This is a genomic window from Burkholderia latens, assembly GCF_902499045.1.
Lineage (GTDB): Bacteria > Pseudomonadota > Gammaproteobacteria > Burkholderiales > Burkholderiaceae > Burkholderia > Burkholderia latens.
Genome location: NZ_CABVPL010000001.1, coordinates 273474 through 298378 on the forward strand (window position 1 = coordinate 273474; position 24905 = coordinate 298378).

Here is a 24905-nt window from a genome sequence, read left to right on the forward strand (position 1 = left end):
AAGGAACTGTACGGCTGGTTGTCCAGTACAGTTTGTCTGAATTGTATTGGGCTGTAGCTTACGCGCTTTTCGCGCGCGGCGGATCATCGGTCATCCACCTATTCCGACCAGGATTTCCCGTGCAAAAGACGACCGACGGATGGCTCAGCGGCCTGCTGGGCGTGATCATCTTCAGTGGCTCGCTGCCTGCGACGCGCGTCGCGGTGCAGGGGCTCGACCCGCTGTTTCTCACGTTCGCACGCGCGACGATCGCCGGCGTGCTCGGCCTGATCCTGCTCGTCGCGTTGAAGCAGAAGCGGCCGACGCCTGCCGAGACTGCATCGCTCATCGTCGTCGCGCTCGGCGTCGTGGTCGGTTTTCCGCTGCTGACGGCGCTTGCGCTGAAGCACGTGACGTCCGCGCATGCGATCGTGTTCGTCGGGCTGCTGCCGCTCGCGACCGCGCTGTTCGGCGTGTGGCGCGGCGGCGAGCGGCCGCGGCTGCCGTTCTGGCTCTTCTCGCTGGTCGGCAGCGGCGCGGTGGCCGCGTTCGCGCTGCGCAACGGCGGCAGCGCGTCGGTGGCGGGCGATGCGCTGATGCTCGCCGCGATCGTCGCGTGCGGGCTCGGCTATGCGGAAGGCGCACGCCTGTCGCGCAAGCTCGGCGGCTGGCAGGTGATCTCGTGGGCGCTCGTGTTGTCGCTGCCGGTGATGCTGCCGCTCACGTGGTTCACGTGGCCCGCGACGTTCGACGGCGTCGACGCCGCCGCGCTGTGGGGGCTCGCGTACGTGTCGTTGTTCAGCATGCTGATCGGCTTCGTGTTCTGGTATCGCGGCCTCGCGCTCGGCGGGATCGCGGGTGTCGGCCAGTTGCAACTGCTGCAGCCGTTCTTCGGCTTCCTGCTCGCGGCCGGGCTGCTGCACGAGGCGGTGCCGCCGTCGATGCTCGTCGTGACGGTCGTCGTGGTCGGCTGCGTCGCCGGTGCGAAGTACTTCTCGAAGATGGCGCCGGTGCAGCGCGCGGGCTGACGTGTGAGTGCGCAGCATCGGGTGCTGCGACGGCGTCGAACGGTTGACCCGAGGACGTTCGCGGAAAGACGAAACGGCCACGCAAGCCGGTAGCGGCGGGCGTGGCCGTCGGCGCTCGGTTCGTCGAACGCGGGGCGCGCGTGCGGTACGCGTTACTCGAACGTCTCGAGCGCGAGCAGTTCGCCGATCGTCTGCCGGCGGCGGATCAGCCGCGGCGTGCCGCGATCGACGAGCACTTCCGGCGCGAGCGGCCGGCTGTTGTAGTTCGACGACATCGATGCGCCGTACGCGCCCGCATCGTGCAGGAACAGCAGATCGCCGATCTGCGGCTGCGCGAGCTTGCGGTGCGTGACCACGCCGCCTGCGTCCTGCGTGAACACGTCGCCGGATTCGCACAGCGGCCCCGCGATCGCGATGTCGGCGAGCGGCCGGCCGGTCGGCACCGCGCCATCGTGCGCGTGTATGGACACCGCGTGGTAGCTGCCGTACATCGACGGCCGCATCAGGTCGTTGAAGCCCGCGTCGATCAGCACGAAGTCGTGCTTCGGCCGATGGTTCACGGCCTGCACTTCGGTGACGAGCGTGCCGGCCTCGGCGACGAGGAAGCGGCCCGGTTCGATCTCGATGCGCACCGCGTGCCCGAGGTGCCGCTCGATCCGCTTGCGCGCGGCATCCCACTGGCTGAAGTAATGGCCAACGTCGACGCGCGGTTCGCCGTCGCGATACGGAATCGACAGGCCGCCGCCGGCCGAGATCGCGTCGATGTCGTGGCCGAGCGACGTGACGAGATCGACCATCGCGTCGCACACCTGCGACAGGTGTCCGTAGTCGACGCCCGAGCCGATATGCATATGGATGCCGACCAGCTTCAGCCCGTACTGGCGCACGATTTCGATCGCGCGCGGCACGTCGTCGATCCAGATGCCGTGCTTGCTCTGCGGGCCGCCGGTGTTGGTCTTGTTGCTGTGGCCGTGGCCGAAGCCGGGATTCACGCGCAGCCACACGCGATGGCCCGGCGCATGCTCGCCGACACGCGCAAGCATGTCGAGCGACCCGGCGTTCACGGTCACGCGATGCTTCAGCACGGCTGCGAGGGTCGGGCGATCGATCAGGTCGGCGGTGAATACGACGCCTTCCGGCTCGCCTGCGGGGCTGAACCCCGCCGCGAGGCTGCGCTCGATCTCGCCGAGCGACACGGCGTCGACGCATGCGCCTTCTTCGCGCATCAGCTTCAGGATATGCAGGTTCGAGTTCGCCTTCTGCGCATAGCGGATCACGTCGAACTGGCGCAGTTGGGCGATGCGGGCGCGGATGACGTCGGCGTCGTACACCCACAGCGGGGTGCCGTATTGCTGCGCGAGCGCCGCGAGCTGGCGGGAATCGAGGGACATGGCGGATGAATCGGTCGAAGGAACGGATAGCGTGAATGATGCGCCTGAACATCTATACAGTAAAATGCCTGTTTATCAATATTCGATTCATTTCTGATATAGGTGAGCGGCCATGCTGACACACCGCCACATCGAGGTCTTCCGCGCGCTGATGGTCACCGGCAGCACGACGCGCGCAGCCGAGATGCTCTATACGTCGCAGCCGACGATCAGCCGCGAACTCGCGCGGATGGAGCAGGTGGTCGGCTTCGCGCTGTTCGAGCGCTCGCACGGCCGGCTGCGGCCGACCATGGCCGCGCTCACGCTGTTCGACGACGTGCGGCTCGCGTATGTGGGGCTCGAGCGGGTGGCCGCGACGGCCGCGCGGCTGCGCGAGTTCCGCGACGGACAGCTGTCGGTGATCGCGCTGCCGGCTTTTTCGCATGCGATCCTGCCCGGCGCGTGCCGGCGTTTTCACGACGCGCATGCGGGCGTCAGCGTGTCGGTGGCGACGCAGGAGTCGCCGGTGCTCGAGGAGTGGCTGACCGCGCAGCGCTACGACCTCGGGCTGACCGAGCACGACGTCGCGCCGGCCGGCACCGTGCTCGCGCCGCTGCTCGAAGTCGACGAAGTATGCGTGCTGCCCGACGGTCATCCGCTGCTCGGCAAGCACGCGATCGATCTCGCGGATCTCGCCGATCGTCCGTTCGTGAGCCTGTCGCTGAACGACCCTTATCGGATCCTGATCGACGAGGCGTTCGCGCAGCTCGGCGTCGCGCCGCGTTCGGTGGTGGACACGCCGTCGGCCGTGTCGGTGTGCGCGTTCGTGCGGCAGGGGCTGGGCGCCGCGATCGTCAATCCGCTGACCGCGCTCGATTTCGTCGGGCGCGACCTGCATGTGCGGCCGCTCACGCGCTCGTTTCCGTATCGCGTCAGCGTGATCGTGCCCGAGCACCGGCCGAAAAACCTGCTGGTCGATGCATTCACCGACGCGTTGCGCGGCGAAGCGGAGGCGATCCGCCGCCGGCTCGCAGCGTTGCCGGGCTAGCGCCGGCCGTATGATGAACGTTTCGCTGCGTGCGTCCTCTCTTCGATGGAATCCGTGATGACCGACACTTCGTCGTTGCCCGAACAACCGACGCTCACCGGCGAACGCGTCGCACTGCGGCCGCTCGCCGCGTCCGACCGGCAGGCGCTGCTCGATGCGGCGGCGGATGGCCGGTTGTGGAATCTGAAGGTCACGGTCGTACCGGACGAACATACGATCGACGCGTATATCGACACCGCGCTGCAAGGCCGCGCGTCCGGCACCATGATGCCGTTCGTGATCGTCGATCGTGCGTCGGGCCGCGCGATCGGCAGCACGCGGTTCTGGAAGATCGACCGCAAGAATCGCAAGCTCGAGATCGGCCATACGTGGCTGAGTGAATCGGCGCAGCGCACGCGTGCAAATACCGAAGCGAAATGGCTGTTGCTCGAATACGCGTTCGACACGCTGCAGTGCGTGCGCGTGCAGTTCACGACCGACGAACTGAACGAGAAGTCGCGCACGGCGATACTGCGGCTCGGTGCGAAGCAGGAGGGGATCGTGCGTCACGAGCGGATCATGCCCGACGGTCGCAAGCGCAACTCGGTGCGCTTCAGCATCATCGACGACGAATGGCCGGAAGTCCGTGACCGGTTGAAAGCGAAGCTTGCGACGTGACGCGCGTCGTGTAGCGCGGGGGTGATGCGCGTCGCGCCGCTGAAGGGGGGCGGCGCGACGACGGGGGAAGCAGATATGCCGCCGCGCACGACGCGCGGCGGTGCATCGCGTTACTGCGCCGATGCGAGGTGATGACGCTGCGCGAGCTTCTGCGCGTCCGCGTAGTGCGCCTGCAGGATTGGCAGCGCCTGGCGTGCGACTTCCTTCAGCTTCGTGTCGCGGCCCGATGCGATCTCGGCCTGGAATGCCGAGATCGTCTTCTGCTGGCCGGCCAGCGCGACCTGCTCGATGTACGCCTTGTCGAATTCCGCGCCGCGCAGGTTCCGGATGCTGTCCAACACGGTCTTGTCCGGGTCGTTGGCCGGCACGTCGACGCCGCGCGGGCTGGCGGCGCGCATCGCCTGGATGATCTTTGCGTCGTCGGCAGACACGCGTTGCGCGAATGCCTTCACCTGGCTGTCCGACGTGCGCGAATCGGCGATGCGCGCGGCATCGTGCTGGGTCGACACGGTTTTCGTGCCGTCCGTGATGAAGGTCTGATCGGCTTCGTGGATGCGCGTTTGCGTGGCGGCAGCCGGCGCGGATGCGGCCGGTTGCGCGGTTTGCGCATTCGCCGTCACGGCGACGAGAAGCAAGCCGGCGGCAGACAGTGCGAGGCGCGAAAAGTGGGGAAAGCGGTTCATGGGACCTCCTTTCGATCGGGGCTCTGATTAACGTGCGGATCACGTGATCCGCGGCTGTGCGAGAGACCGGGCGCGCCCGGGCCGGATTCGATCGCCGCTCTGCCGAGGCGGCGTTCGCGATGTGTGCCGGCCCGACTGATTCTAGGAGAGCGCCCACGTAGCAGGTGCAACGGCGCTGTGGTTTGTGTAACGGTTGGTAAGACCAATCCAGGCGTGCGCGCGCGGGCAGGTAGTGCGTACCTGTCGTGCCTGTCGTCGCGGCAATTTTTGCGTGCGGGTCGCGCGTGCGATGAACGCGATGTGCGTGGATGTCATCGGCGTGTCATCGTCGGGCGCGCAGCGCATCTGTATCCCGCCCGCCAACTCACCGCGTGTCGAATCGGACATGCGATGCGTGCGCCACCGTCATACGCGATCGAGCAGCGCGTCGAGATGCGGCAGCAGCGGCGTCGCGCAATGCGACTGCAACGCGTCGGGCGCCGTGTAGCCCCAAGCGACGCCCTGGAACGCGATGCGTGCGCGGCGCGCCGCGTCGGCGTCGCGGATTTCATCGCCGACGTACAGCACGTCGGCCGGCTGCATGCCGGCTTCGCGCACGAGCGCGCGCAGCCGGCGCGCCTTGCCGAACAGCGGAATGCCGCACGCGAACGTATCGACGCGGCGGCTCGCATGCGCGCCGAGCCGGTCGCGGACGACGTCCTCGCTGTTCGACGTGGCGATCGCGATGCGGATGCCGCGCGCGGCAAGTGCGTCGAAGGTCGTGTCGACGCCGGGGAACAGCTTCACGTGCGCGATGCGCGGCCGCATCAGCCGGCGGATGTCGAGCGTCACGCGCGGCACTTTCCACATCGGTACTTCGAGCGCGCGGATGATTTCGCGCGCGGACATGCCGCGCAGCAGCGGGCGCAGCTCGGGCGTCGCGTCGCGGAAACCATGCAGGCGCGACGCGTCCGTCAGCGCCGACAGGAAGCAGTCGAGGGAATCGGCGAGGGTGCCGTCGAAGTCGAATGCGATGAGTCGATAGGGCATGGAGCGGTGCGGCGAGTTTCGGTGAGCCGGTGACGATACCACTGAATCGCATTGCATTTTGAGGGGCTTTGGAGCTGGAGCGCCTGGTCGGCGGCATCGCGCGAGTGCGGGCATCTGTGGCGGGATACAAAGTGGCGCGTAGCGGACCGCGCGCGAATGGATCCCGCGAACTCCCGCCCAGAGTGCGCAACGGCCGCGAATCGGCCTCCCTTGTCTCCCGCTCCACACCGCGCTATCGTTTCCGCTCCGCCCCGAGCGTTCCGGAGAGCCGACGTGCCCGCCACCCCATCAGCCGCGCTGAGATTTTCCACCGACAAGCGCGAGCTCGACATCGACACCATCTTCGATTTCCTGCATCGCGACGCGTACTGGTCGCGGGGCATTCCGCGCGACGTCGTCGAGCGTGCGATCGACGGCTCGCTGTGCTTCGGCGCGTATGTCGGCGACCGGCTCGTCGGTTTCGCGCGGCTCGTGACCGATCATGCGACGTTCGCGTACCTGTGCGACGTCTTCGTGCTGCCGGCCGAGCGCGGCAACGGCTACGGCCGCGCGCTGATCGACCACATATTCGCGCAACCGATGTTGCAAAGCCTGCGGTGCATCATGCTGTCGACGTCGGACGCGCATGGTCTGTACCGGCCGGTCGGCTTCGCGCCGCCGGCGAAGCCCGAGCTGCTGATGGAGATCCGCCGCTCCGACATCTACGCGAAACGCTGACGCGTGGTGAGCGCATACAATACGCGCTTTCGTTTTTGCAGAAGGGAAGCCCATCATGACCGAACAGGAAGCCGAACAGCTGGCCACGCATCGTCACTACAAGGGCGGGCTGTATCGCTACATCGGCGTCGCGCGCCATTCCGAAACCGAGGAAGCGGTGGTCGTGTACGAGCATCTGTGGCCGCATGCGCGCGGCCTGTGGGTGCGGCCGGAAGCGATGTTCAACGAGAACCTGCCGGACGGCACGCCGCGTTTCCGCAAGCTGCGCGACTGAGCGCCAGCAGGCGCCGGCGGCGGGCGATGAGCGACGGATCGCGCAAACGCCGCTCCGGTCGTGCCGGCCGCCGATCGAACCGGCTAGCCGCGTGCTCGCGCGCCCGCCAGCGCCTTCGTCAGCTCGGCCGGCCCGTGCACGACCGTCACCTCCGGCGTGCCGTGCCACGCGGCCAGCCGCTTCACGGCTTTCGCGACGTCCGCCGCGAGACCCGTGCCGAACCGCACGCCGGGCTCCACATGCACCGCCTTCAATTCGAACGTGCCGAGCGCGCGATGCGCTTTCGCGTCGACGCGCGCGACGAGCCGGCCGCGATGCAGCACCGGCAGGCAGAAATAGCCGTAGCGCCGCTTGTGCGCGGGCGTATAGCACTCGATCGTGTAGTCGAAGCCGAACAGCGTCGACGCGCGCCGGCGGTCCCACACCACCGGATCGAACGGCGACAGCAACGTCGTGACCGTCGAGCGCAGCGTGTCGGCCGCGGCGGCGGGCAGCAGCGCGTCGAGCGAGCGATGCACGTAGGCCGGCTCCTTCCAGTCGGCGATCTCCACTGGAATCAGCTCGCCTGCATCTGCCAGCTGCTCGAGCTCCGCGCGGTACGAACGGCGCGGCAGCCGGTAGTAGTCGGCGACCCAGTCCGCGCGCACGACGCCGAGCGCACGGCACGTGTAATCGAGCAGCGCCGGCAACACCGCGTCGCGCGGCGGCAGGTCGCGCGCGTCGTCCCAGCCCGGCAGCACGCGCTCGCGCACGTCGTAGATGCGCTGGAAATTGCGGCGCTCGGACACCATCAGCTCGCCGAGCGTGAACAGCACTTCCAGGTGCTTCTTCTCGGGCTTGCGATCCCACCATCCGTTGCCCTTCGCGCCGTCCTCGCGGATGAAGTCGGCTGACCGCACGGGGCCTTCCTCGCGAATCCGCGACAGCAGCCGGTCGATTTCCGCGCGGTTCTGCGCGTGCCAGTCGGCTGCATATTTCCAGCCCATACCCGATGGATCGAGCATCTTGTAACGCATCAGCCCGAATTGCTCGATCGGCAGGAAGCACGCCTCGTGCGACCAGTATTCGAACAGGCGCGCCTCGGCGAGATGTTCGTCGAGCCACTGCGGCGCGAAGTCGCCGAGCCGGCTGAACAGCACCAGGTACGGGCTGCGCGCGACGACGTGGATGGTATCGATCTGCAGTTGCGCCATCCGGCGGATCGTATCGAGCACGTCGGCCTTGGTGGCTTTGCGGCGGGGCGGGGTCAACAGGCCCTGCGCGGCGAGATGCAGCGCGCGGGCGGCGGCGGGCGAGAGCGTAAGCATCGAAGCGGCGGCTGAGGGTGGCGGTCGGGCACCACTTTAGCGCGAAAGCGGCGCACGTGTGCGATGCATGACCGCCGCGCGTCTGACAATGCTTGACAGACGCGCGGCGCGAGTTTCCCTATAGTGCGGACATGGCGCGACGAAATGTGCGCGCAAAGATTCGGCTTCCGACGCACATATGTCCATGGCACGCAGGAAGCAGATCCGGGATTCTCAACCCCCAACGAGAGAACCGGAGCCCTGAGCGGATATCCATACGGCTGTGCACCGGCCCCGTGTGGATGTCCGCTGATTTTTTTGGTTTTCCGGTTGTGCCGCCGCCAGCCGTTTCCCGTCCGGCCGCTTATTGCCGCTTGCCGCGCGCGACTTCGTCGCCGGCGCCGGGCGGCAGCCGCCGCGTGATCGGAATCGATGCGAACGAACACAGCCCGACCACGACGAACGCGGGCCAGAAATCCGACCAGACCATCGTCTGGTGCCCCTGCGCCCAGTGCGACACGTGCAGCACGAGGCCGGCGACCGTCACGCCGAGCCCGAGCGACATCTGCTGCACGACACTGCCGAGGCTCGTCGCGCGACCTGCGTCGGCCTGCGAGATATCCGCGTAGATCATCGAGTTCAGGCTCGTGAACTGGAGCGCGGGGAAGATGCCGCCGACCAGCACGATCGTCCAGATCGCCCACGTGGGCATGCCCGGGTGGAACACGCCGTACGCGGCGATCGCGAGGCCCGCAAACGCGGCGTTGTAGATCAGCACCGTGCGAAAGCCGAAGCGGCGCAGCGTATGCGTGGCCGTCGAGCGGCTCACCGCGCCGCCGAGCGCGGACGCGCAGGTGATCAGCCCCGAGTGGAACGCGCTCATCCCGAGCCCTTCCTGCAGCGCCAGCGGCAGCAGGAACGGTACCGCTCCGAGGCCGATGCGGAACAGCGACCCGCCGACCACGCTCGCGTGGTACGTCGGAATCTTCAGGAAGCTGAGGTCGAGCACCGGCCGCTCCTTGCGGCGTGCGTACGGCACATAGAGCGCGAGCAGCGCGACGCCGATCGCGCACATCGCCAGCGCGTTGCTGCGCGACGTGAGCGCGCCGTCGATCAGCGTGAGTCCCATCAGCAGCAGCGCCGCGCCGCTCGCCGACAGCAGGAAGCCGAACCAGTCGAGCGGGCCGGGATCGGGCTCGTGCGTGTTAGCGATGTGCTTGCTCGCGAGGTAGATCCCGTAGATGCCGATCGGCACGTTGATGAAGAAGATCATCCGCCAGTGCAGGTAGGTCGTGATGAAGCCGCCGACGAGCGGCCCGACCGTGGGCCCGAACAGCGCGGGGATCGCGAGGTAGTTCATCGCGCGCACGAGATCGGAGCGCGGCACCGCACGGAAGATGATGATCCGGCCGACCGGCACCATCATCGCGCCGCCGACGCCTTGCACGAAGCGCGCGAACGTGAGCACCCCGAGAGAGTTGGACGCCGCGCACATCAGCGAGCCGGCGACGAAGATGCCGATCGCGGTGCGGAACACGGCGCGCGCGCTGAAGCGGTCGGCGAGCCATCCGCAGATCGGGATGAATACGCCGAGGCCGACCACGTAGGCCGTGATCGCGATGTTCAGTGTGACGGGATTGTGCCCGAAGTCCCTCGCCATCGCGGGCAGTGCGGTGACGATGATGTTCGCGTCGACGCTTTCCATGAACAACGCACAGGCAACGATGAGCGGTGCTAGAAAGACGGGCGACATGGGCAGGGCGCGCGGTAAAGACGCCATTATGCCCACAATGTGGTCGTTGCGTCACGCGAGACAACGCTTGTTCCGCATGTTGCAACAGTCGTTCCTGCTTCGGCTCGACCGAAAAGAGACGGCTGCGGCGGCGCGCATCGCGCGGCAGCAAACTTGCACGCGATGCGCGTTTCGTGCGACATTCGAAACTCGTCTGTGGAATACAACGACGCGCATCGATCGACGGCCATCGAGACGAGCGCACGCGCGAACGAGACCCCTGCCGATCCATTCATCATCGAAAGGAGGGGACACGCCATGACGTCACGCCGTGCCGCATCGACCGCATCCACCGCATTGCATCCCGCGCCGTATCTGCCGCGGCCCGCGCCGCGTCTGCGCTGGGCCGCCGTCATCGCGGTCGCGTATCTGGCCGTCGCCGGCTGCGCCGCGCAGGCCGACAGCGCGAACCACGCGGCTGCGCAGGCGGCCAGCCGGACTGCCGTGCCGGCCTCGGCCGCGTTCACGAACCAGAGCGCCGGCACGCTGCTGCCGCCGCCGAGCGAGCTCTACGGCGACCTGTTCGTCGCCGTGCAGACCGCGCAGCTCTATCCCGACCAGAAAACCTTCGTCGACGCGACGCCCGACACCGATCCTGCGACGATCGTGCAGTTGTATCAGCAACAGAAGTCGCAGCCTGGCTTCTCGCTGAAGGCGTTCGTCGATCAGCACTTCACGCCGCCGCCGGAGGGCGGGGTCACGCCGCCGCCGAACCAGACGCTGCGCCAGCACATCGACTGGTTGTGGCCGCAACTGACGCGCACGAGCACGACGGTGCCGCCGTACAGTTCGCTGATCCCGATGCCGAAACCGTACGTGGTGCCGGGCGGACGCTTCCGCGAAGGCTACTACTGGGACACCTATTTCACGATGCTGGGGCTGCAGGTGTCGGGGCGCGAGGATCTCGTCGACGACATGCTCGACAACTTCGCGCACCTGATCGACACGGTCGGCCACATCCCGAACGGCAATCGCACGTACTACGCGAGCCGCTCGCAGCCGCCGTTCTTCGCGTACATGGTCACGCTCGCCGCGCAGGCCGAAGGCGACAAGGTCTACCAGAAATACCTGCCCGCGCTGCGCAAGGAGTACGCGTACTGGATGCAGGGCGAGACCACGACGCCGCGCGGGCAGGCCACCCGCCACGTGGTCGCGATGCCGGACGGCGCGGTGCTGAACCGCTACTGGGACGCGAGCGACACGCCGCGCGACGAGTCGTATCTCGAGGACGTGACGACCGCGAAGGCCGTGCCGAGCCGCCCGGCGAACGACGTGTACCGCGACCTGCGTGCGGGCGCCGAGAGCGGCTGGGACTACAGCTCACGCTGGTTCGGCGACGGCAAGACGCTCGCGACGATCCGCACGACGTCGATCGTGCCGGTCGACCTGAACAGCCTGATGTTCCATCTCGAGACGACGATCGTGAAGGGCTGCGCGATCACGCGCGACATCGCGTGCGTGACGGACTTCTCCGGGCGGGCGGCGCGCCGCGCGGCGGCGATCAATCACTACCTGTGGAACCGTCGCGGCTATTACGGCGACTACGACTGGCAGTTGCGCAAGCCGCGCGACGCGGTGACGGCCGCCGCGCTGTATCCGCTGTTCGCGGGCGTCGCATGGCCGGAGCGTGCGAAGGCGACCGCGCGCGAGGTGCGCAAGACGCTGCTGCAGCCGGGCGGTCTCGCGACGACGACGGTGAACACGGGCCAGCAGTGGGATGCGCCGAACGGCTGGGCGCCGTTGCAGTGGATCGCGATCGAAGGGCTGCGCCGCTATGGCGAGCCGGCGCTCGCGAAAGACATCGGCACGCGCTTCCTGGCCGACGTGAAGCACGTGTATGCGACCGAAGGCAAGCTCGTCGAGAAGTACGTGGTCGAAGGCACGGGCGAGGGCGGCGGCGGGGGCGGCGAGTATCCGCTGCAGGACGGCTTCGGCTGGACCAACGGCGTCACGTTGAAGCTGCTCGGGCTGTACGGCGAGTGATGGACGGCCGTAACGCATGCACGTAACGCATAACGCATAGCGCCTCGCGCATATCGCACGCGCGTGTATGAAAGCACCGGGCCGGATCGCCGCTCGAGCGGTAGTCCGGCCCGTATTGCATGCGCGGTCGGTCAGAACGTGATCGTCGTCCGCACGCCGACCACCGTTTCGTCGCCGATGCGCGCGCCGGCCGCGTTCGGGTTCGGGATCCCGCCGCCCGGCCGGAAGAAGTGCTGAAGGTCGGCCTGCAACTGCCACCACGGCGTGACCTGATACTGGTAGGTCGCCTCGATCACGGTTTCCGCGCGGCGCACCGGATAGCCGGGCGTTGCATAGGTGCCGGTGTCGCCGTCGAACCCGCGCGCATGCGAGCCGATCTTCGCGTAGCCGATCGCGATGCCGGCCGTGTCGTTGTCGCGTCCGGCGAACGGCGCCTTCAGCGTGACGCCCGCATTCGCCGCGAAATCGACGACGTTGCGATCGCCGGGCGCGCCCATCACGCGCGCGAACACGCCCACCGAACGCGGACTGTCGGCCGACGGCCGCCACACCATCTGATCGGCGACCGCATAGAAGCCGTAGTTGCCGCGATGCGTGGCGGGAATGCCGTTGCTGGCCGGATTCGCGAGCGACAGCCCGTCGGTGCCGAAGCGCGGATCGTTCGCGTGCTGCGACTGATACCAGAAGCCGAGCTTGTACGTGCCCGGCAAGCCGGCCGGTTGCGGCGCCTTCGGATCGGCGGGCGGCGCGTTCAGCGCGTACTGAAGCTCGCCGATCACGAATGCGCCGCTGCGCAGGTTGAAGTTGGTGCCGTGCGCGTTCAGCGCCTGCGCATCGCCGTCGCTGCGGCCGGCCGGGTTGCCGTCGAACACGCCGACCATCGCCGTCCACGCGTCGGCCGGCTTCACGCGCAGCCGCACGCCGAGCGACGACAGCGGATACGCGGGGCCGCCGGCCGGCAGGTCGGCGGCGGGCAGCACGGGCCAGCCGAACGTCGCGTTCATGAACGTCGCCGCGTACTGGCTCACCATGAATTCCTGGTCGACGCTCTGCTGGCCGACTCGCACGTCGGCCTTGCCGTCGAGGAATGCTTGCTGGTACCAGAGCTCCCACAACCGCGTGGTCGAATTCGCTTCGATGCCGGTCGCGGTCTGCAGGGTCTGCAAATAGCGCTGCGACAGATTGGTGCCGTGGATCTGCAGCGCCGATACGTTGAACGTGCCGCCCGGCAGCCCGACCGCTTTGTCGGTATCGAGGTTGAAGCCGAATTGCGTGACGCCCTGGTACGCGCCGCCGCGTGCCGTGCCGCCCGCGGCGTTGTACAGGTATTCGCTGGTTTCCTGCAGGTTCAGCGTGACGCCATGGTCGCCGAGCACGTCGCGCAGGCCGCCCATGTTGCCGAGGAGATTCGAGCGCTCCCAGAATCCGGTGGGCGCGGCGGCATCGGCGGCCTGTTGGGCGGGGGCGGCGCTCGTATCGCCGGCTGCGGGGGCGGCCGGCGCGACCGCAGCGGGCGGCGGCGACGATTGCGCGAATGCGGGTGCGGCCGCGAGCGACAGTAGCAGCGCAGCGAGCGCATCGATGCGCGGTGCGCGCGGGGCGGGTTCAAAACGATGCTTCATGCGGACTCCGGGTTTCGATCGATGAGTGTCTCAGAAGAAAGGAACGGGCAGCGCGATGGCGCGGGAGCGCGGTCTACGCGCGGTCTACGGCAGCCAGCCGCCGATGCGCCACACATGCGCGAAGCCGACGCGCGACGCGGCTGCGCAGAGCAGCGCGACGAGCGCGACGGCGGCCGCCATCGCGCCGACCAGCGCGCAGTCGAGCGGGCGCGGCAGCGGACGCGACGGCAGGTGTCCGAGCGTGGTGCCGCACCGGTTGCCGCAAGCCCGGGCGAGCAGTGAAAGCACGGAGACGACCGAGCGGTCGCCCGCAACGAGAGCGAGCCGCTTGAGTCTGAGCGCGAACGATGGAAAGAACATGGCGTACCTCCGTCCTGCCCGGCCAATACCGGACGACGTGTGCGAACGCGGGCGCATCGCGCGGCCTGCGCCCGGCAGTTGGAACGTAACGGAGCGTGCGACTGACGAACCGGCGATGGCCGGCCCGGGATGAAGCGCGCTAACCCGATGAATGCGAGCTAGCGGCGAAGGACATGCGTCTGCTGCTATCTCGCGATGGCTTGGCCGGCCTGGACCGGCATCGAACTGCAACTGGAGCATGTGTCCACGGAGGGACTCCCTTGATGAATTGGGGCGGATTGTAGTCGCGACTTTTGCTGCGGCGCAAGCAAAAAAGTGTCGCCGGCCGGCACGTCGCGGCGGCGTCGCAGCGCGTCGCGGCCCACGCGGACGCGGCGTCCGGCGCCAGCCGGCGCGTTGCGGCAACTGTTGCTGAAACGCACCGCCGCACCGTGCGAGCGGGCGAGCTGAAAGGTTGTGACGCGTCATGTCGGGCGTGAATCTTTCAGCGTGCGAATGTGAAAAAAATATTCGACGGGCCGCCGTTCAAAGGGTTGACTTCCGTTTCGGCCGGTCCATAGAATCCCGCATCTTCACTCTTGGGGCCGCCGCCTTGGACGCCTGCAGTAGTCGATCTTCGAACGAAATTTCCGCCTGAGCGACCGACGTCCGCGCCTCATCGAAGCCGCCGTTTGTCGCCCAGGCAAACGGTGCGCGCAGCAGTATTCCGCAGTATTTCCCTACGTGCACCCTGATTCGCGCCGGTTAGCGTGATGCGCTTGCGCATGCGCGATCCGGTTTCGCCGCCGCTCGATACGCGGCCGCGTTCGCGCATGCGCGCCGCATGCATCCGAACGACGGCACGCGCGCCGGGCGGCGGCCAACCGTGTTCTCCGGAACGCCGCACAGGAGCCGCCATGAACGACAGTGACAGTTGTCCCTTATGCCCGCTGAACCAACAGACCCATTCGAACCCGGGTCGCAGGGACACTCCGGCCGACTAGCCTGACACGGCGTTCAGGCCCCGGACTGGCCCCGCGCCCATCACGCGGCCGGCGCGCATGCCCGCCGCCAGGAGCCAGACCATGAAATTCGGCCTTCTGCTGTCGAACCTTCCTCACGTCACGGAATCGCGTCCGCACTACGACGCGATGCTGATGCTCGACGCCCGTCCGCGGGTGTTCTCCCGGTTGTTCACGCGGCTTCTGAAACCGTTGCTCTGCTGAACTCGACACGCCGAGCGCGTCTCGGCATGCGCACGCCGGCCCGCCGCGCGCGCATGCCAAGACCACACGCTTGCCGGATAAAAGAACCAGCCGTACGGAATCCATCATGTCTACGCCATCCAACGTCTCTCCACCGATCGCCGTCGAACGCAGCGCCGTGCTCGACGAAGCCCACCTGGGCGACATCCGCGGCGCGCTCGGCACCATCGCGCACCACGACACCGCCGCGCGCGGCACATGGTGGGCGCGCGTTCGCACGCTGCTCGCGATCATCGGCCCCGGCCTCATCGTGATGGTCGGCGACAACGATGCCGGCGCGTTCGGCACTTATACGCAGGCCGGCCAGAACTACGGCACGACGCTGCTGTGGACGCTGCTGCTGCTCGTGCCGGTGCTGTACGTGAACCAGGAAATGGTGCTGCGCCTCGGCGCGGTCACGGGCGTCGGCCATGCGCGGCTGATCTTCGAGCGCTTCGGCAAGTTCTGGGGCGCGTTCAGCGTGATCGATCTGTTCCTGCTCAACGCGTTGACGATCGTCACCGAGTTCATCGGTATCACGTTCGTGCTCGCTTTCTTCGGGCTCCCGAAGGTCGCGGGCGTGTGCGTCGCGGCCGCGCTGACGATGGCGGCGGTGAGTACCGGCGACTTCAGGCGTTTCGAGCGGTTCGCGATCGTGCTGTGCGTGCTGAGCCTGCTGCTCGTGCCGGTGCTCGTGTCGATCCACCCGCCGGTGTCGCAGATGTCGCGCGACTTCTTCGTGCCGAACTGGCCCGCGCACGCGAAGCTTTCCGACGTGATGCTGCTCGTGATCGGCATCGTCGGCACGACGGTCGCGCCGTGGCAACTGTTCTTCCAGCAAAGCTACGTGATCGACAAGCGCATCACGCCGCGCTTCATGAAGTACGAGAAGGTCGACCTGTGGATCGGCATCGCGTTCGTGCTGATCGGCGCGGTCGCGATGATCGGCTTCAGCGCCGCGCTGTTCGGCGGTCATCCGGAAGCCGGCAACTTCACCGACGCGGGCGGCGTGATCGCAGGCCTCGAGAAGTATGCCGGCCGCGCGAGCGCGACGCTGTTCGCGGTCGCGCTGCTCGACGCGTGCATCATCGGCGCGGCCGCCGTGTCGCTGTCGACCGCGTATGCGATCGGCGACGTGTTCAAGATCCGCCATTCGCTGCATCGCGGCGTGTCGGACGCGAAGGGCTTCTATCTCGTCTACTTCGGGATCGTCGCGGCCGCTGCCGCGCTCGTGCTGATTCCGGGCAGCCCGCTCGGCCTGCTGACCGAGGCGGTGCAGACGCTCGCCGGCGTGCTGCTGCCGAGCGCGACGGTGTTCCTGCTCGTGCTGTGCAACGACCGTCAGGTGCTCGGCCCGTGGGTCAATTCGACGAAGCTCAACGTGTTCACCGGCGCGGTGGTGTGGGTGCTCGTGCTGCTGTCGATCATCCTGACCGCGTCGGTCATGTATCCGGACATCAGCGGCGAAGCGATCGTCGACGTGCTCGTTGGCGGCACGGTGCTCGCGATCGCCGGCTATCTCGCGACGGTGCTGATCCGCCGCAACAGGCGCGTCGTCGAGCCGGGCATCGATCGTTCGCTGCGCGACACGTGGCGCATGCCGCCGCTCGACTCGCTGGAGCCGCAGAAGATGACGGTTGCAACGCGCGTATGGATGGCCGTGCTGCGCGGCTATCTGGTAATCGCGGTCGGCCTCGTGATCGTCAAGGTCGTGCAGATGACGCTGCTGAAGTAACGTCGCGCATTTCAACGAAGCGGCGCCCGCCGGGCGCCGCGCCGCTACCGCTACGAGCCGGCCCGTCGAGGCCGGCTCTTGCGTTTTACGGGCCGCGGCTGCGCGTTCAGATCAGCTCGAGCTTCGACGTCAGGTACGTGAGCTGAATCCGGTTCGCGACGCCGAAGCGCTTGCGCAGCTTGCGCAGGTGATAGTCGACATTGTGCGCGCTCGTATCGAGGCGGCGGCCGATCTCCTTGTCCGACGCGCCTTCCGCGATGCCGAGCAGCAGCTCCTGCTCGAACGGCGTGAGCCCGTTGACCGCACGCTCGCGCGACGTCGCGATCAACTGCGGCGACGCGAACTTGTGCACCGACAGACCGATCGACAGCGCCTGCTCGATCGTCGCCGGCGTGATCCACTCGCGCGTGCGGCGCGGCGCGGTGAAGCTCATGAACGCATGCAGCCTCGTGCCCGGCACGGCCATCGAATACATGATCCCGCTGCACATGCCGTCGTCCTGCATCGTCTGCAGGAATCCGTCGAGCGCGGCCGGCGTCACGTACGGCGCATCGTCGCGCTCGCGGTGTTCGCGGCGCAGCTGTTGCAGATCCCACACGATCGGCATGTTGCATACGCGCGCGCCGAGCGTGCGCGGATCGATGTCGTGATGGTTGTGGCGAACGTAGTCGCCGCGGTAGGTGGCGGGCGTGAACGCTTCGTGCAGGTAGAGGCTCTCGACGCGCTCGCGCGAGAATTCGAGCGCGAAGTACGCGAACGTCGAAAAGCCCGTCAGATGCAGCAGGCTCGCGACGATCCGGTTGCGCTCGGCGGTGCTCTGCGCGTGCGCGAGCGTGTCGGCGACGCCGAGCTTGGGCGCATGCGGCTGCGCGATGTCGCCGCGCTTGACGTCGTCGCACCAGACGACCTGGACCGGGCGCGTTCTCGACGAGTCGGCGCAGCCGGCCGCGCGCTGCGACGGACGGGACAACATGGTTGGGGCGACCGCTTCTTCATGCAATGCAATATCGGACATGAGCCATCCCTCGGAATCGACGCGCAGCGCGACGGCAGCCGTGTCGTGCACGGCGCCCGCAACGGTGCGATCGAGCATCGTTATGATATGCGCCGATCGTCATCCTGACGAAACGCGGGGGCATTGTACAAAAATGCCCGTGTGCGCGTAATATGCCGTAATACTAATCGCGGCGAAAGGTTCGTGCTCGCGATCAAATATAGACAACCAGAAAATCATAAAGAAAAGACCAGGTCGTGACGGGGCGAGTTCACATATTGGGAAGGGGTGGGCTGCTCATGACATATGCTGACGACGCACCACGCGTCGAATGGTTCTCGCAAGCGGATATCGCGGCCACTGCCGCTTATTCGAAAGAAATACACGCGGTCGAACGCGACGTTTTTACCGGTATCCAATTCGCGCCCGGTAAATCCGACCTTGCTCCCGTCGATTTCGCGCAATGCCACGCGCGATTGCGGCAAATCGGTTTCAGCACGCTCGGTTATGGCGCATACGAGATGATCGGGCGGCGCATCCTGTGCGCGCATCTGCTGCGCGACCTCGCGCCCGCGACGTTCATGCAGCCGTATATCGAGGGCATGCTCTACGAGAGCGACCCGCGCTTCGCGCAGGTGCGTCAGAGCGGCTTTCCGGTTGCGTGGCGGCTGGACGAGATCGAGGGCGTCGCGCACGGCAGCGGCGATCGCAAGGTGCTCGCGCTGGCCGGACACTTGCGTGCGCACGCAATGAACAGCGGCGTGATCTTCAGCCTGTCGGCGCCGCGGCTCGATCTGCGTGTCGCGGTGAACCTGACGTCGGAAGCGCACGGCACCGACTGGATCGACGATCGCGTGATCGGCGGCGCGCTGTCGGTGAGCCTCGCCGTGCATCGCGTCGCGCTGCCGTTTCTCGAGGCGCGCATTGCGCGCATGCGCGGCTTCATGCTCGGCGACGAGCAGCAGCAGGTGCTCGAGCGGCTCGTGCACGGCCTGTCCGACCAGGAGATCGCGAGCGCGCTGCGCACGTCGCTGCACAAGGTCGGACACCATATCCGTTCGCTCGAAAAACTCTTCAACGTCCGCAACCGCGCGCAACTCGCGTATCTCGCCGCGCGCCGTCTGGAGTCCTGATTCCGGCCGCCCGCGCGGCCGCCGCCGCGCGATGGAAGCGGTTCCGGCCGAGGGTGCGCGCAGGCGCCGCCGGGTTTCGTAGTCCCATCCGATCGTCATACGAAAACCGCCGCGGCGCTACGAGGTGCGTCCGTTCTTGCGCGGTTTCGCGTCGCTAAACTCGTCGCATTCAACGGTCCGCGCGACGCGGGGCACGATCGCCCGCGTCCGCCGGCGACAACGACAGGACGACGGCACGATGGCTGAACCGAAGGCGCTTCCCCGCGACTGGCAGCGGATTTTTTCCGCTGGCCGCAGCGTGTCCGGGCGGCGTCTCGGGGCGTCGCCGCGCGCGGATCTGTTCCTCGCCGCGTTCATCGTGTCGGTGGTCGCGCTGTTCATCCTGCCGCTGCCGCAGGCCGCGCTCGACGGCATGATCTCGCTGAACCTCGCCGCGAGCGTCGTGCTGCTGACGGTGTCGACCTACGTGCCGTCGGCGGTCAGTTTCTCGTCGTTTCCGGCGTTGCTGCTGTTCACCACGCTGTTCCGGCTCGCGCTGAACATCGCGTCGTGCAAGCTGATCCTGCTGCACGCGAACGCGGGCCACGTGATCGACGCATTCGGGCGGCTCGTGGTGGGCAACAACGTCGTGGTGGGCGGCGTGGTATTCCTCGTGATCGCCGTCGTGCAGTTCATCGTGATCGCGAAAGGGTCGGAGCGGGTCGCCGAAGTCGGCGCGCGCTTCTCGCTCGACGCGATGCCCGGCAAGCAGATGAGTATCGACGCGGACCTGCGCGCGGGCATCATCAGCGCCGACGAAGCGCGCGAGCGCCGCGAGAAGCTCGAGCAGGAATCGCAGATGCACGGCGCGATGGACGGCGCGATGAAGTTCGTGAAGGGCGACGCGATCGCCGGGCTCGTGATCGCGTTCATCAACATCGTCGCGGGGATCGCGGTCGGCACGCTGATGCACGGGATGGATATCGGCGACGCGCTGCAGCGCTACGCGATCCTGACCGTCGGCGACGGGATGGCGTCGCAGATTCCGTCGCTGCTGGTATCGATCGCGGCCGGTATCGTGACGACGCGCGTCGCGACGCGCGACACGCGGCAGCGCCAGCTCGGCGAACAGCTGGGCGAGCAGCTCGGCGCGCATCCGCGCGCGCTGCTGATCGCGGCGCTGGTGCTGGCCGGCTTCCTCGTCGTGCCCGGTTTTCCGAAGTGGTCGTTCGCGCTGATCGCGCTCGGCCTCGGCGCGTTCGCGTTCACGCAGCTCAAGCGCAAGACGACCGCGCCGAGCTTCAACCTGATTCATATCGCGGGCCGCGTCGGCGCGACCGACGACGGGCAGCCCGCGAAGGTGTCGCATGCGGCTGGCGTCACGTCGCTGATCGCGGTGTCGCTGTCGGACGACCTGCGCACGACGCTGAACCTCGCACAGCTGCAAAGCGCGCTGTCGAGCGCGAAGGCGCGCGTCGACGCGGACATCGGCACGGTGTTTCCGCGCATCACGCTGAACGACGACGAAGGCGCGCCGGCCGGCACGTACCGGATCTATCTGCAGGACGTGCTCGCCGCGCACGGCGCGCTGAAGCCGGGCTGGCTGCTGTGGGACGGCGCCGCGCCGCTGCCGGAGCGCGCGGAGCGCCAGCCGGCCGAAGCGTTCGGGCCGTTCGCGACCGCGTTGTGGATCAAGCCCGACGGCCCGGCGCCCGAGGGCAAGTGGCTGACGAGCGAAGGTGCGCTCGCCGCGCACGTCGAGCAGATCGTGCGTCAGCACGCCGACGAGCTGATCGGCATCCAGGAGACGCAGGCGCTCGTGCATCTGGTGCGCCGCGAGCATCCGGAACTGGTCGGCGAACTGACGCGGCTCGTGCCGCTGCAGCGCGTGACCGAGGTGCTGCGCCGGCTGCTCGCCGAGCAGGTGCCGATCCGCAACCTGCGCGTGATTTTCGAGAGCCTGATCACATGGGCGCCGAACGAGCCTGACGACGTGATCGCGCTGGTCGAGCTGGTGCGCGTCGATCTGCGGCGCATGATCACCGATCGCCATGCGGGCGCGGCGCGGCAACTGCGCGTCGTGCTGTTCGAGCAGAACCTGCAGGAGCGGATCGAGAACGCGGTGATGCGCACGAAGCAGGGCAATTTTCTCGCGCTGTCGAGCGCGATCAAGCAGGACATCGGCGAGCAGGTGCGCGCGATCGTGCAGGCGGCGGGTGCCGGCGGCCACGGCAATGCGCAAGGCACGCCGCGGCTCGCGGTGATGGTCGCGCTCGGCGCGCGCCGCTACGTGAAGACGATCCTGCAGCCGGTGCTGCCCGATCTCGCGGTGCTGTCGTATCAGGAAGTCGAGGAGGACGTGCAGCTGCATACGATCGGCTGGGTGAAGAACCCGCCGGACGACGGCACGCTCGGCGCGGGCGCCGGCGTGCGCACGCCGGGAGTCGTGCAATGACGAGCTCGACGATCCTCGACCTGACGCGCCAGGCGCTGATGCTGGTGCTGCTGCTGTCGCTGCCGATCGTGCTGATCGCGACCGTCACCGGCCTCGTCGTCGCGATCCTGCAGGCGGTCACGCAGGTGCAGGACGCCAACATCGGCATCGCGGTGCGGCTGATCGCCGTGATGGTCGCGCTCGTGCTGCTGTCCGGCTGGCTCGGCAGCGAGGTGCTGCGCTTCGCGCAGCAGGCGCTGGAACGCATGTTCGTTTCTTCCACAGGAGTCCTTTGATGCGTCGACGCGTCGCCCCGATCCGGTTTCAACCGCGCCGCCTGCAGCGGTTCGCGCTCGCGATGTGCGCGACTGCGCTGCTCACGGCGTCGCTGTGCATGACGGCCGCGCAGCCGGCGCGCGCGGCGGACCTGCGCTGGCGCAACAAGCCGTTTACGATCGTCGCGAACGGCAAGAAGATCGGCGACTTCATTCGCGAGCTCGCGTCGTCGCAGGGCGTGACGGCGGTGGTCGACCCGAAGGTCGACGGCGTGATCAGCGGCCGCTTCTCGGGCACGCCGCAGCAGACGCTCGACACGATCTGCTCGACCTACGGGCTCACGTGGTACTACGACGGCTCGTTCCTGTACGTCGATCCGGCCGATCAGTCGCAGACGCAGATGATCCCGATTCCGCCGAACGCGGCCGGCGAGATCGGCCGCACGCTGCAGGCGATGCAGATCCCCGACAAGCGCTACACGCTCGTGATCAACGATCGCGCGAACAGCGTGTACGTGGCCGGCCCGCGCCGCTACGTCGAGCTCGTGCGGCAGGCGGTCGGCTCGGTCGGCGATCCGTCGGCGAACGGCGCGCATGCGGACATCCGCGCGTTCCGGCTCAAGTACGGCTGGGCGTCGGACTTCACGATCAACCGCTCGGGCAAGGAAGTGACGGTGCCGGGCGTCGCGACGATCCTGCGCCGGCTGTTCGGCAAGGGCGGCGGCACGAGCGCGCTGCCGTCGAGCACGCCGCTCGGGCAGGCCGCGCGCCAGGTGAAGCTCGGCTCGGGGTTGACGATCGCGGTGCCGCGGCTCGATTTTCCGGACCTTTCCGGCGGCCCGCGGCAAGGCGGCTACGGCGGCGCGGACAGCGCGGCCGGCAGCTTCTCGCCGTTCTCGAACGCGGGCGGCGGCGACACGCTGCCGCAGATCGTCGCCGATCCGGCGATCAACGCGGTGATCGTGCGCGATCTGCCGGAGAACATGTACCGCTACCAGTCGCTGATCAACCAGCTCGACGAGCGGCCGCGCATCGTCGAGATCAACGTGACGATCATCGACATCAACGAGGATTCGCTCGACAGCCTCGGGATCGACTGGCGCCTGCACACGACACACGGCGACGTGCAGATCGGCAACGGCCAGAATCCGTTGAACGGCAACACGCAGTACAACGGCGCCGGCAACCCGCCGCTGACGTTCGGCATCGGCACGTCGGAAACCGGCCAGACCGGCAGCTTCATGCCGACCGGCATCGCGCTGACCGCGTCGATCGGCGGCTCGCTGCGCAACTACCTGCTCACGCGCGTGAATGCGCTCGCGCAGAAAGGGCAGGCGCAGCTGCGCTCGAAGCCGAAGGTGCTCGCGCTCGACAACACCGAGGCGATTCTCGAGAACCTCACGCAGTTCTACGTGCAGGTGCAGGGCTACCAGGATTCGTCGCTGTACAGCGTGACGACCGGCACCAGCATCAAGGTGACGCCGATGATCGTCGACGAGGCGATCCGCAACGCGGCGGCCGTTTCCGGCAATACGCAGAGCGTCATGATGTCGATCGACATCCAGGACGGCAACATCGTGCCGGGGCAGGCCGTGTCGAACGTGCCGGTGATCCAGCAGCGCAACATCGTCACGAAGACGATGATCGACGAAGGCAAGAGCCTGCTGATCGCGGGTTTCAACGACGACGAGGTGCGGCTGAACAAGAGCGGCGTGCCGTGGCTGTCGGACATTCCGCTGATCGGCAACCTGTTCAAGTACACCGACAAGTCGGGCAACCACATGGAGCGGTTCTATCTGCTGACGCCGCGCGTGGTGACGGCCGCGTCGATGTACGCGCCGGACGGCTCGCCCGTGAATCCGGGCGCGGACGCGCCGGCCGATCCGAATGCGATGTCGATGTATCGGCCGCCGGACAACGACATCGCGGTGCCGCTGACGCCGAAGCCGCTGCCCGGCACGAAGTTCGGCCCGCCCGCGCTGCCGCCGCCGCCGAACGACGCGGCGTCGCAGCCGGTGGCGACGACCGCAGGAGCGCCAACCCATGTCGACGACCATCATTGATCCGCACGGCGACGGCGTACTGCCCGGCGGCACGGCGGGCGCGCCCGGTGCGGGCGGCGGCTCGGCCGCGCTCGCGTCGCCCTGGAATCTGTGTTTCCTCAGCGGGCCGATGTACGGCCGCACGATGTCGCTCGCGCGCGGCGCGAACTGGGTCGGCACCGCGGCCGATTGCGAAGTGATCCTGCCCGATCGCGAGATCGGCGCGAAACAGGTGTGTTTGCAGGTCGGCGCGCTCGCGGTGACGGTACAGAACCACGGCGGCGAAGGCAGCGCGCCGGTGCTGTTCAACGACGAGCCGCTCGGCGCGGGCCGCCGCTCGATGACGCCGCAGGACGTCGTGACGGTCGGCTCGATCAAGCTCGGCATCGCGCGGCACGCGCAGGCGAGCGTCGCGGTGCCCGACGAAGCCGACGCGCCGGACGCCGCGCGCGAGGCCGCCTGGCTCGGCTGGCTCACGGGCGGGCTGCGGCGGCTCGGCAGCCGGCGGCTGGTGATCGCGGTCGTCGCGTTGTGGATCGGCGTGCTGCTCGGCGCGCTCGGGTACGGTTTCGTCGCGTGGTCGGGGCGGCTGCCGTGGCAGCACGAATCGGTGCTCGCGCGCACGCACCGGCTGCAGCAGCTGCTGCATGCGTACCCGGAGCTCGCGGTCGCGCCGCGCGACGACGGCGTGATCGTGTCGGGCTACGTGAGCGACCCGGCCGCGCGCGAACGCGTCGCGCAGATCGTCGCGGGCGTCGACAACGCGGCGCTCGGCAACATCTACGTGGTCAGCGATCTCGTCGCGACCGCGCAGACGTATTTCAGCGACACGGCGCTGACCGTCGCCTATCTCGGCCGCGGCCGGATCGAGCTGACGGGCACGGCCGATCGCGCGCAGATCGAGCCGCGCATCCGCAACTACATGAAGGACGCGCGGCCCGCGCTCGAAGTGGTCGATCACGTGCGCGATGCCGACGCGGCCGCGCCTCGCACGACGACGACGCTCGGTGGTGTCGCCGGCATTCCGGAGATCACGACCGTCTTCGCCGGCGACGGCGACCAGCGCTACATCGAGACGGTCGACGGCAGCCGCTATTTCGAAGGCGCACGGCTGAAGGAAGGGCCGACCGTCGTGTCGATCGGCCCGGACGAAGTCGTGTTCGAGCGCAACGGCCAGCGCATCACGATGCCGCTCGGCGGCCCGTCCGCGCGCGCGCCCGAGCACGCGCCGGCGCCGCCCGTGGCGCCGCTCGCGAGCGGCG

At 67.9% G+C, this 24905-nt stretch carries 21 protein-coding genes; 13 read left to right on the forward strand and 8 right to left on the reverse strand.

Translation table 11 applies throughout. The features are described from left to right. Window positions 1-119 precede the first annotated feature (119 nt). Window positions 120-1007, forward strand: a complete 888-nt coding sequence (locus BSE24067_RS01235; RefSeq protein ID WP_151067051.1) for a DMT family transporter — start codon at window positions 120-122, stop codon at window positions 1005-1007. Window positions 1008-1159: 152 nt separating this feature from the next. Here BSE24067_RS01235 and lysA read toward each other — a convergent pair whose 3' ends face one another. Next, window positions 1160-2398 (reverse strand): diaminopimelate decarboxylase, encoded by a 1239-nt coding sequence (gene lysA, locus BSE24067_RS01240; RefSeq protein ID WP_151067052.1) that lies wholly within the window; start codon window positions 2396-2398, stop codon window positions 1160-1162. 112 nt (window positions 2399-2510) lie between these two features. Here lysA and BSE24067_RS01245 point away from each other — a divergent pair, with 112 nt between their 5' ends. Together BSE24067_RS01245 and BSE24067_RS01250 are read left to right on the forward strand one after the other, a co-directional pair. After that, complete coding sequence (locus tag BSE24067_RS01245; RefSeq protein ID WP_151067053.1) at window positions 2511-3425, forward strand: LysR family transcriptional regulator; 915 nt, start codon at window positions 2511-2513, stop codon at window positions 3423-3425. 57 nt (window positions 3426-3482) lie between these two features. Then, complete coding sequence (locus tag BSE24067_RS01250; protein WP_151067054.1) at window positions 3483-4082, forward strand: GNAT family N-acetyltransferase; 600 nt, start codon at window positions 3483-3485, stop codon at window positions 4080-4082. 110 nt (window positions 4083-4192) lie between these two features. On the opposite strand, the gene BSE24067_RS01255 is transcribed toward BSE24067_RS01250, so the two are convergent. Both BSE24067_RS01255 and BSE24067_RS01260 read right to left on the reverse strand, forming a co-directional pair. Beyond that, the gene (locus tag BSE24067_RS01255; RefSeq protein ID WP_151067055.1) at window positions 4193-4765 is read right to left on the reverse strand and encodes a DUF4142 domain-containing protein; all 573 of its coding nucleotides are present in this window, start codon (window positions 4763-4765) and stop codon (window positions 4193-4195) included. A gap of 405 nt (window positions 4766-5170) precedes the next feature. Further along, the gene (locus BSE24067_RS01260) at window positions 5171-5794 is read right to left on the reverse strand and encodes an HAD hydrolase-like protein (RefSeq protein WP_151067056.1); all 624 of its coding nucleotides are present in this window, start codon (window positions 5792-5794) and stop codon (window positions 5171-5173) included. A 273-nt stretch (window positions 5795-6067) separates the two neighbouring features. Between BSE24067_RS01260 and BSE24067_RS01265 the strand changes: the two genes are divergently transcribed. Continuing rightward, window positions 6068-6511, forward strand: coding sequence for a GNAT family N-acetyltransferase (locus BSE24067_RS01265; RefSeq protein ID WP_151067057.1), 444 nt, complete (start codon window positions 6068-6070; stop codon window positions 6509-6511). Between the two features lie 55 nt (window positions 6512-6566). Continuing rightward, window positions 6567-6785 (forward strand): DUF1653 domain-containing protein, encoded by a 219-nt coding sequence (locus BSE24067_RS01270; protein WP_009687837.1) that lies wholly within the window; start codon window positions 6567-6569, stop codon window positions 6783-6785. 83 nt (window positions 6786-6868) lie between these two features. Here the strand turns inward: BSE24067_RS01270 and BSE24067_RS01275 are convergent, their stop codons facing one another. Next, a complete protein-coding gene (locus BSE24067_RS01275) occupies window positions 6869-8092 on the reverse strand; it encodes a winged helix-turn-helix domain-containing protein (RefSeq protein ID WP_151067058.1) in 1224 nt (407 codons plus the stop codon). A gap of 343 nt (window positions 8093-8435) precedes the next feature. After that, on the reverse strand, window positions 8436-9824 hold the full coding sequence (locus tag BSE24067_RS01280) for an MFS transporter (protein ID WP_151067059.1): 1389 nt from the start codon (window positions 9822-9824) through the stop codon (window positions 8436-8438). Window positions 9825-10121: 297 nt separating this feature from the next. Between BSE24067_RS01280 and treA the strand changes: the two genes are divergently transcribed. Continuing rightward, window positions 10122-11846 carry an alpha,alpha-trehalase TreA gene (gene treA / locus BSE24067_RS01285; RefSeq protein ID WP_151067060.1) on the forward strand — a complete coding sequence of 575 codons (1725 nt, stop codon included), beginning with the start codon at window positions 10122-10124 and terminating at the stop codon, window positions 11844-11846. A 131-nt stretch (window positions 11847-11977) separates the two neighbouring features. Here treA and BSE24067_RS01290 read toward each other — a convergent pair whose 3' ends face one another. Together BSE24067_RS01290 and BSE24067_RS01295 are read right to left on the reverse strand one after the other, a co-directional pair. After that, the gene (locus BSE24067_RS01290) at window positions 11978-13468 is read right to left on the reverse strand and encodes a carbohydrate porin (RefSeq protein WP_151067061.1); all 1491 of its coding nucleotides are present in this window, start codon (window positions 13466-13468) and stop codon (window positions 11978-11980) included. 84 nt (window positions 13469-13552) lie between these two features. Then, entirely contained in the window at window positions 13553-13828 is a 276-nt protein-coding gene (locus BSE24067_RS01295; protein WP_151067062.1) for a hypothetical protein, read from the reverse strand. 1064 nt (window positions 13829-14892) lie between these two features. On the opposite strand from BSE24067_RS01295, the gene BSE24067_RS01300 reads away from it, so the two are divergent. Both BSE24067_RS01300 and BSE24067_RS01305 read left to right on the forward strand, forming a co-directional pair. Then, window positions 14893-15033: a hypothetical protein gene (locus BSE24067_RS01300; RefSeq protein ID WP_170297533.1), complete on the forward strand. Its 141-nt coding sequence runs from the start codon at window positions 14893-14895 to the stop codon at window positions 15031-15033. Between the two features lie 106 nt (window positions 15034-15139). Further along, window positions 15140-16786, forward strand: a complete 1647-nt coding sequence (locus BSE24067_RS01305; RefSeq protein WP_151067063.1) for an Nramp family divalent metal transporter — start codon at window positions 15140-15142, stop codon at window positions 16784-16786. 106 nt (window positions 16787-16892) lie between these two features. Here the strand turns inward: BSE24067_RS01305 and BSE24067_RS01310 are convergent, their stop codons facing one another. Beyond that, window positions 16893-17801, reverse strand: coding sequence for a helix-turn-helix transcriptional regulator (locus BSE24067_RS01310; RefSeq protein WP_151067068.1), 909 nt, complete (start codon window positions 17799-17801; stop codon window positions 16893-16895). A 278-nt stretch (window positions 17802-18079) separates the two neighbouring features. Between BSE24067_RS01310 and BSE24067_RS01315 the strand changes: the two genes are divergently transcribed. The 5 genes from BSE24067_RS01315 to sctD form a co-directional block, all read left to right on the forward strand. Then, window positions 18080-18913, forward strand: coding sequence for a helix-turn-helix transcriptional regulator (locus BSE24067_RS01315; RefSeq protein ID WP_151067064.1), 834 nt, complete (start codon window positions 18080-18082; stop codon window positions 18911-18913). A 238-nt stretch (window positions 18914-19151) separates the two neighbouring features. Then, a complete protein-coding gene (sctV, locus tag BSE24067_RS01320) occupies window positions 19152-21347 on the forward strand; it encodes a type III secretion system export apparatus subunit SctV (protein WP_151067065.1) in 2196 nt (731 codons plus the stop codon). Further along, on the forward strand, window positions 21344-21622 hold the full coding sequence (gene sctS / locus BSE24067_RS01325; protein ID WP_006751731.1) for a type III secretion system export apparatus subunit SctS: 279 nt from the start codon (window positions 21344-21346) through the stop codon (window positions 21620-21622). Before sctV ends, sctS begins: the two co-directional genes overlap by 4 nt. Next, window positions 21622-23664, forward strand: a complete 2043-nt coding sequence (sctC, locus tag BSE24067_RS01330; RefSeq protein WP_151067066.1) for a type III secretion system outer membrane ring subunit SctC — start codon at window positions 21622-21624, stop codon at window positions 23662-23664. The genes sctS and sctC overlap by 1 nt, the downstream gene beginning before the upstream one ends. Then, window positions 23645-24905: type III secretion system inner membrane ring subunit SctD (gene sctD / locus BSE24067_RS01335; protein ID WP_174904672.1), on the forward strand; the 1261-nt coding region annotated here is incomplete at its 3' end. The genes sctC and sctD, both read left to right, overlap by 20 nt.

What these genes read in the sequence shown, in the direction of transcription:
- lysA (WP_151067052.1), bottom strand. Translation starts at nt 2,398, where the DNA reads ATGTCCCTCGATTCCCGCCAGCTCGCGGCGCTCGCGCAGCAATACGGC.
- BSE24067_RS01245 (WP_151067053.1), top strand. Translation starts at nt 2,511, where the DNA reads ATGCTGACACACCGCCACATCGAGGTCTTCCGCGCGCTGATGGTCACC.
- BSE24067_RS01250 (WP_151067054.1), top strand. Translation starts at nt 3,483, where the DNA reads ATGACCGACACTTCGTCGTTGCCCGAACAACCGACGCTCACCGGCGAA.
- BSE24067_RS01255 (WP_151067055.1), bottom strand. Translation starts at nt 4,765, where the DNA reads ATGAACCGCTTTCCCCACTTTTCGCGCCTCGCACTGTCTGCCGCCGGC.
- BSE24067_RS01260 (WP_151067056.1), bottom strand. Translation starts at nt 5,794, where the DNA reads ATGCCCTATCGACTCATCGCATTCGACTTCGACGGCACCCTCGCCGAT.
- BSE24067_RS01270 (WP_009687837.1), top strand. Translation starts at nt 6,567, where the DNA reads ATGACCGAACAGGAAGCCGAACAGCTGGCCACGCATCGTCACTACAAG.
- BSE24067_RS01275 (WP_151067058.1), bottom strand. Translation starts at nt 8,092, where the DNA reads ATGCTTACGCTCTCGCCCGCCGCCGCCCGCGCGCTGCATCTCGCCGCG.
- BSE24067_RS01280 (WP_151067059.1), bottom strand. Translation starts at nt 9,824, where the DNA reads ATGTCGCCCGTCTTTCTAGCACCGCTCATCGTTGCCTGTGCGTTGTTC.
- treA (WP_151067060.1), top strand. Translation starts at nt 10,122, where the DNA reads ATGACGTCACGCCGTGCCGCATCGACCGCATCCACCGCATTGCATCCC.
- BSE24067_RS01290 (WP_151067061.1), bottom strand. Translation starts at nt 13,468, where the DNA reads ATGAAGCATCGTTTTGAACCCGCCCCGCGCGCACCGCGCATCGATGCG.
- BSE24067_RS01295 (WP_151067062.1), bottom strand. Translation starts at nt 13,828, where the DNA reads ATGTTCTTTCCATCGTTCGCGCTCAGACTCAAGCGGCTCGCTCTCGTT.
- BSE24067_RS01300 (WP_170297533.1), top strand. Translation starts at nt 14,893, where the DNA reads ATGAAATTCGGCCTTCTGCTGTCGAACCTTCCTCACGTCACGGAATCG.
- BSE24067_RS01305 (WP_151067063.1), top strand. Translation starts at nt 15,140, where the DNA reads ATGTCTACGCCATCCAACGTCTCTCCACCGATCGCCGTCGAACGCAGC.
- BSE24067_RS01310 (WP_151067068.1), bottom strand. Translation starts at nt 17,801, where the DNA reads ATGTCCGATATTGCATTGCATGAAGAAGCGGTCGCCCCAACCATGTTG.
- BSE24067_RS01315 (WP_151067064.1), top strand. Translation starts at nt 18,080, where the DNA reads ATGACATATGCTGACGACGCACCACGCGTCGAATGGTTCTCGCAAGCG.
- sctV (WP_151067065.1), top strand. Translation starts at nt 19,152, where the DNA reads ATGGCTGAACCGAAGGCGCTTCCCCGCGACTGGCAGCGGATTTTTTCC.
- sctS (WP_006751731.1), top strand. Translation starts at nt 21,344, where the DNA reads ATGACGAGCTCGACGATCCTCGACCTGACGCGCCAGGCGCTGATGCTG.
- sctC (WP_151067066.1), top strand. Translation starts at nt 21,622, where the DNA reads ATGCGTCGACGCGTCGCCCCGATCCGGTTTCAACCGCGCCGCCTGCAG.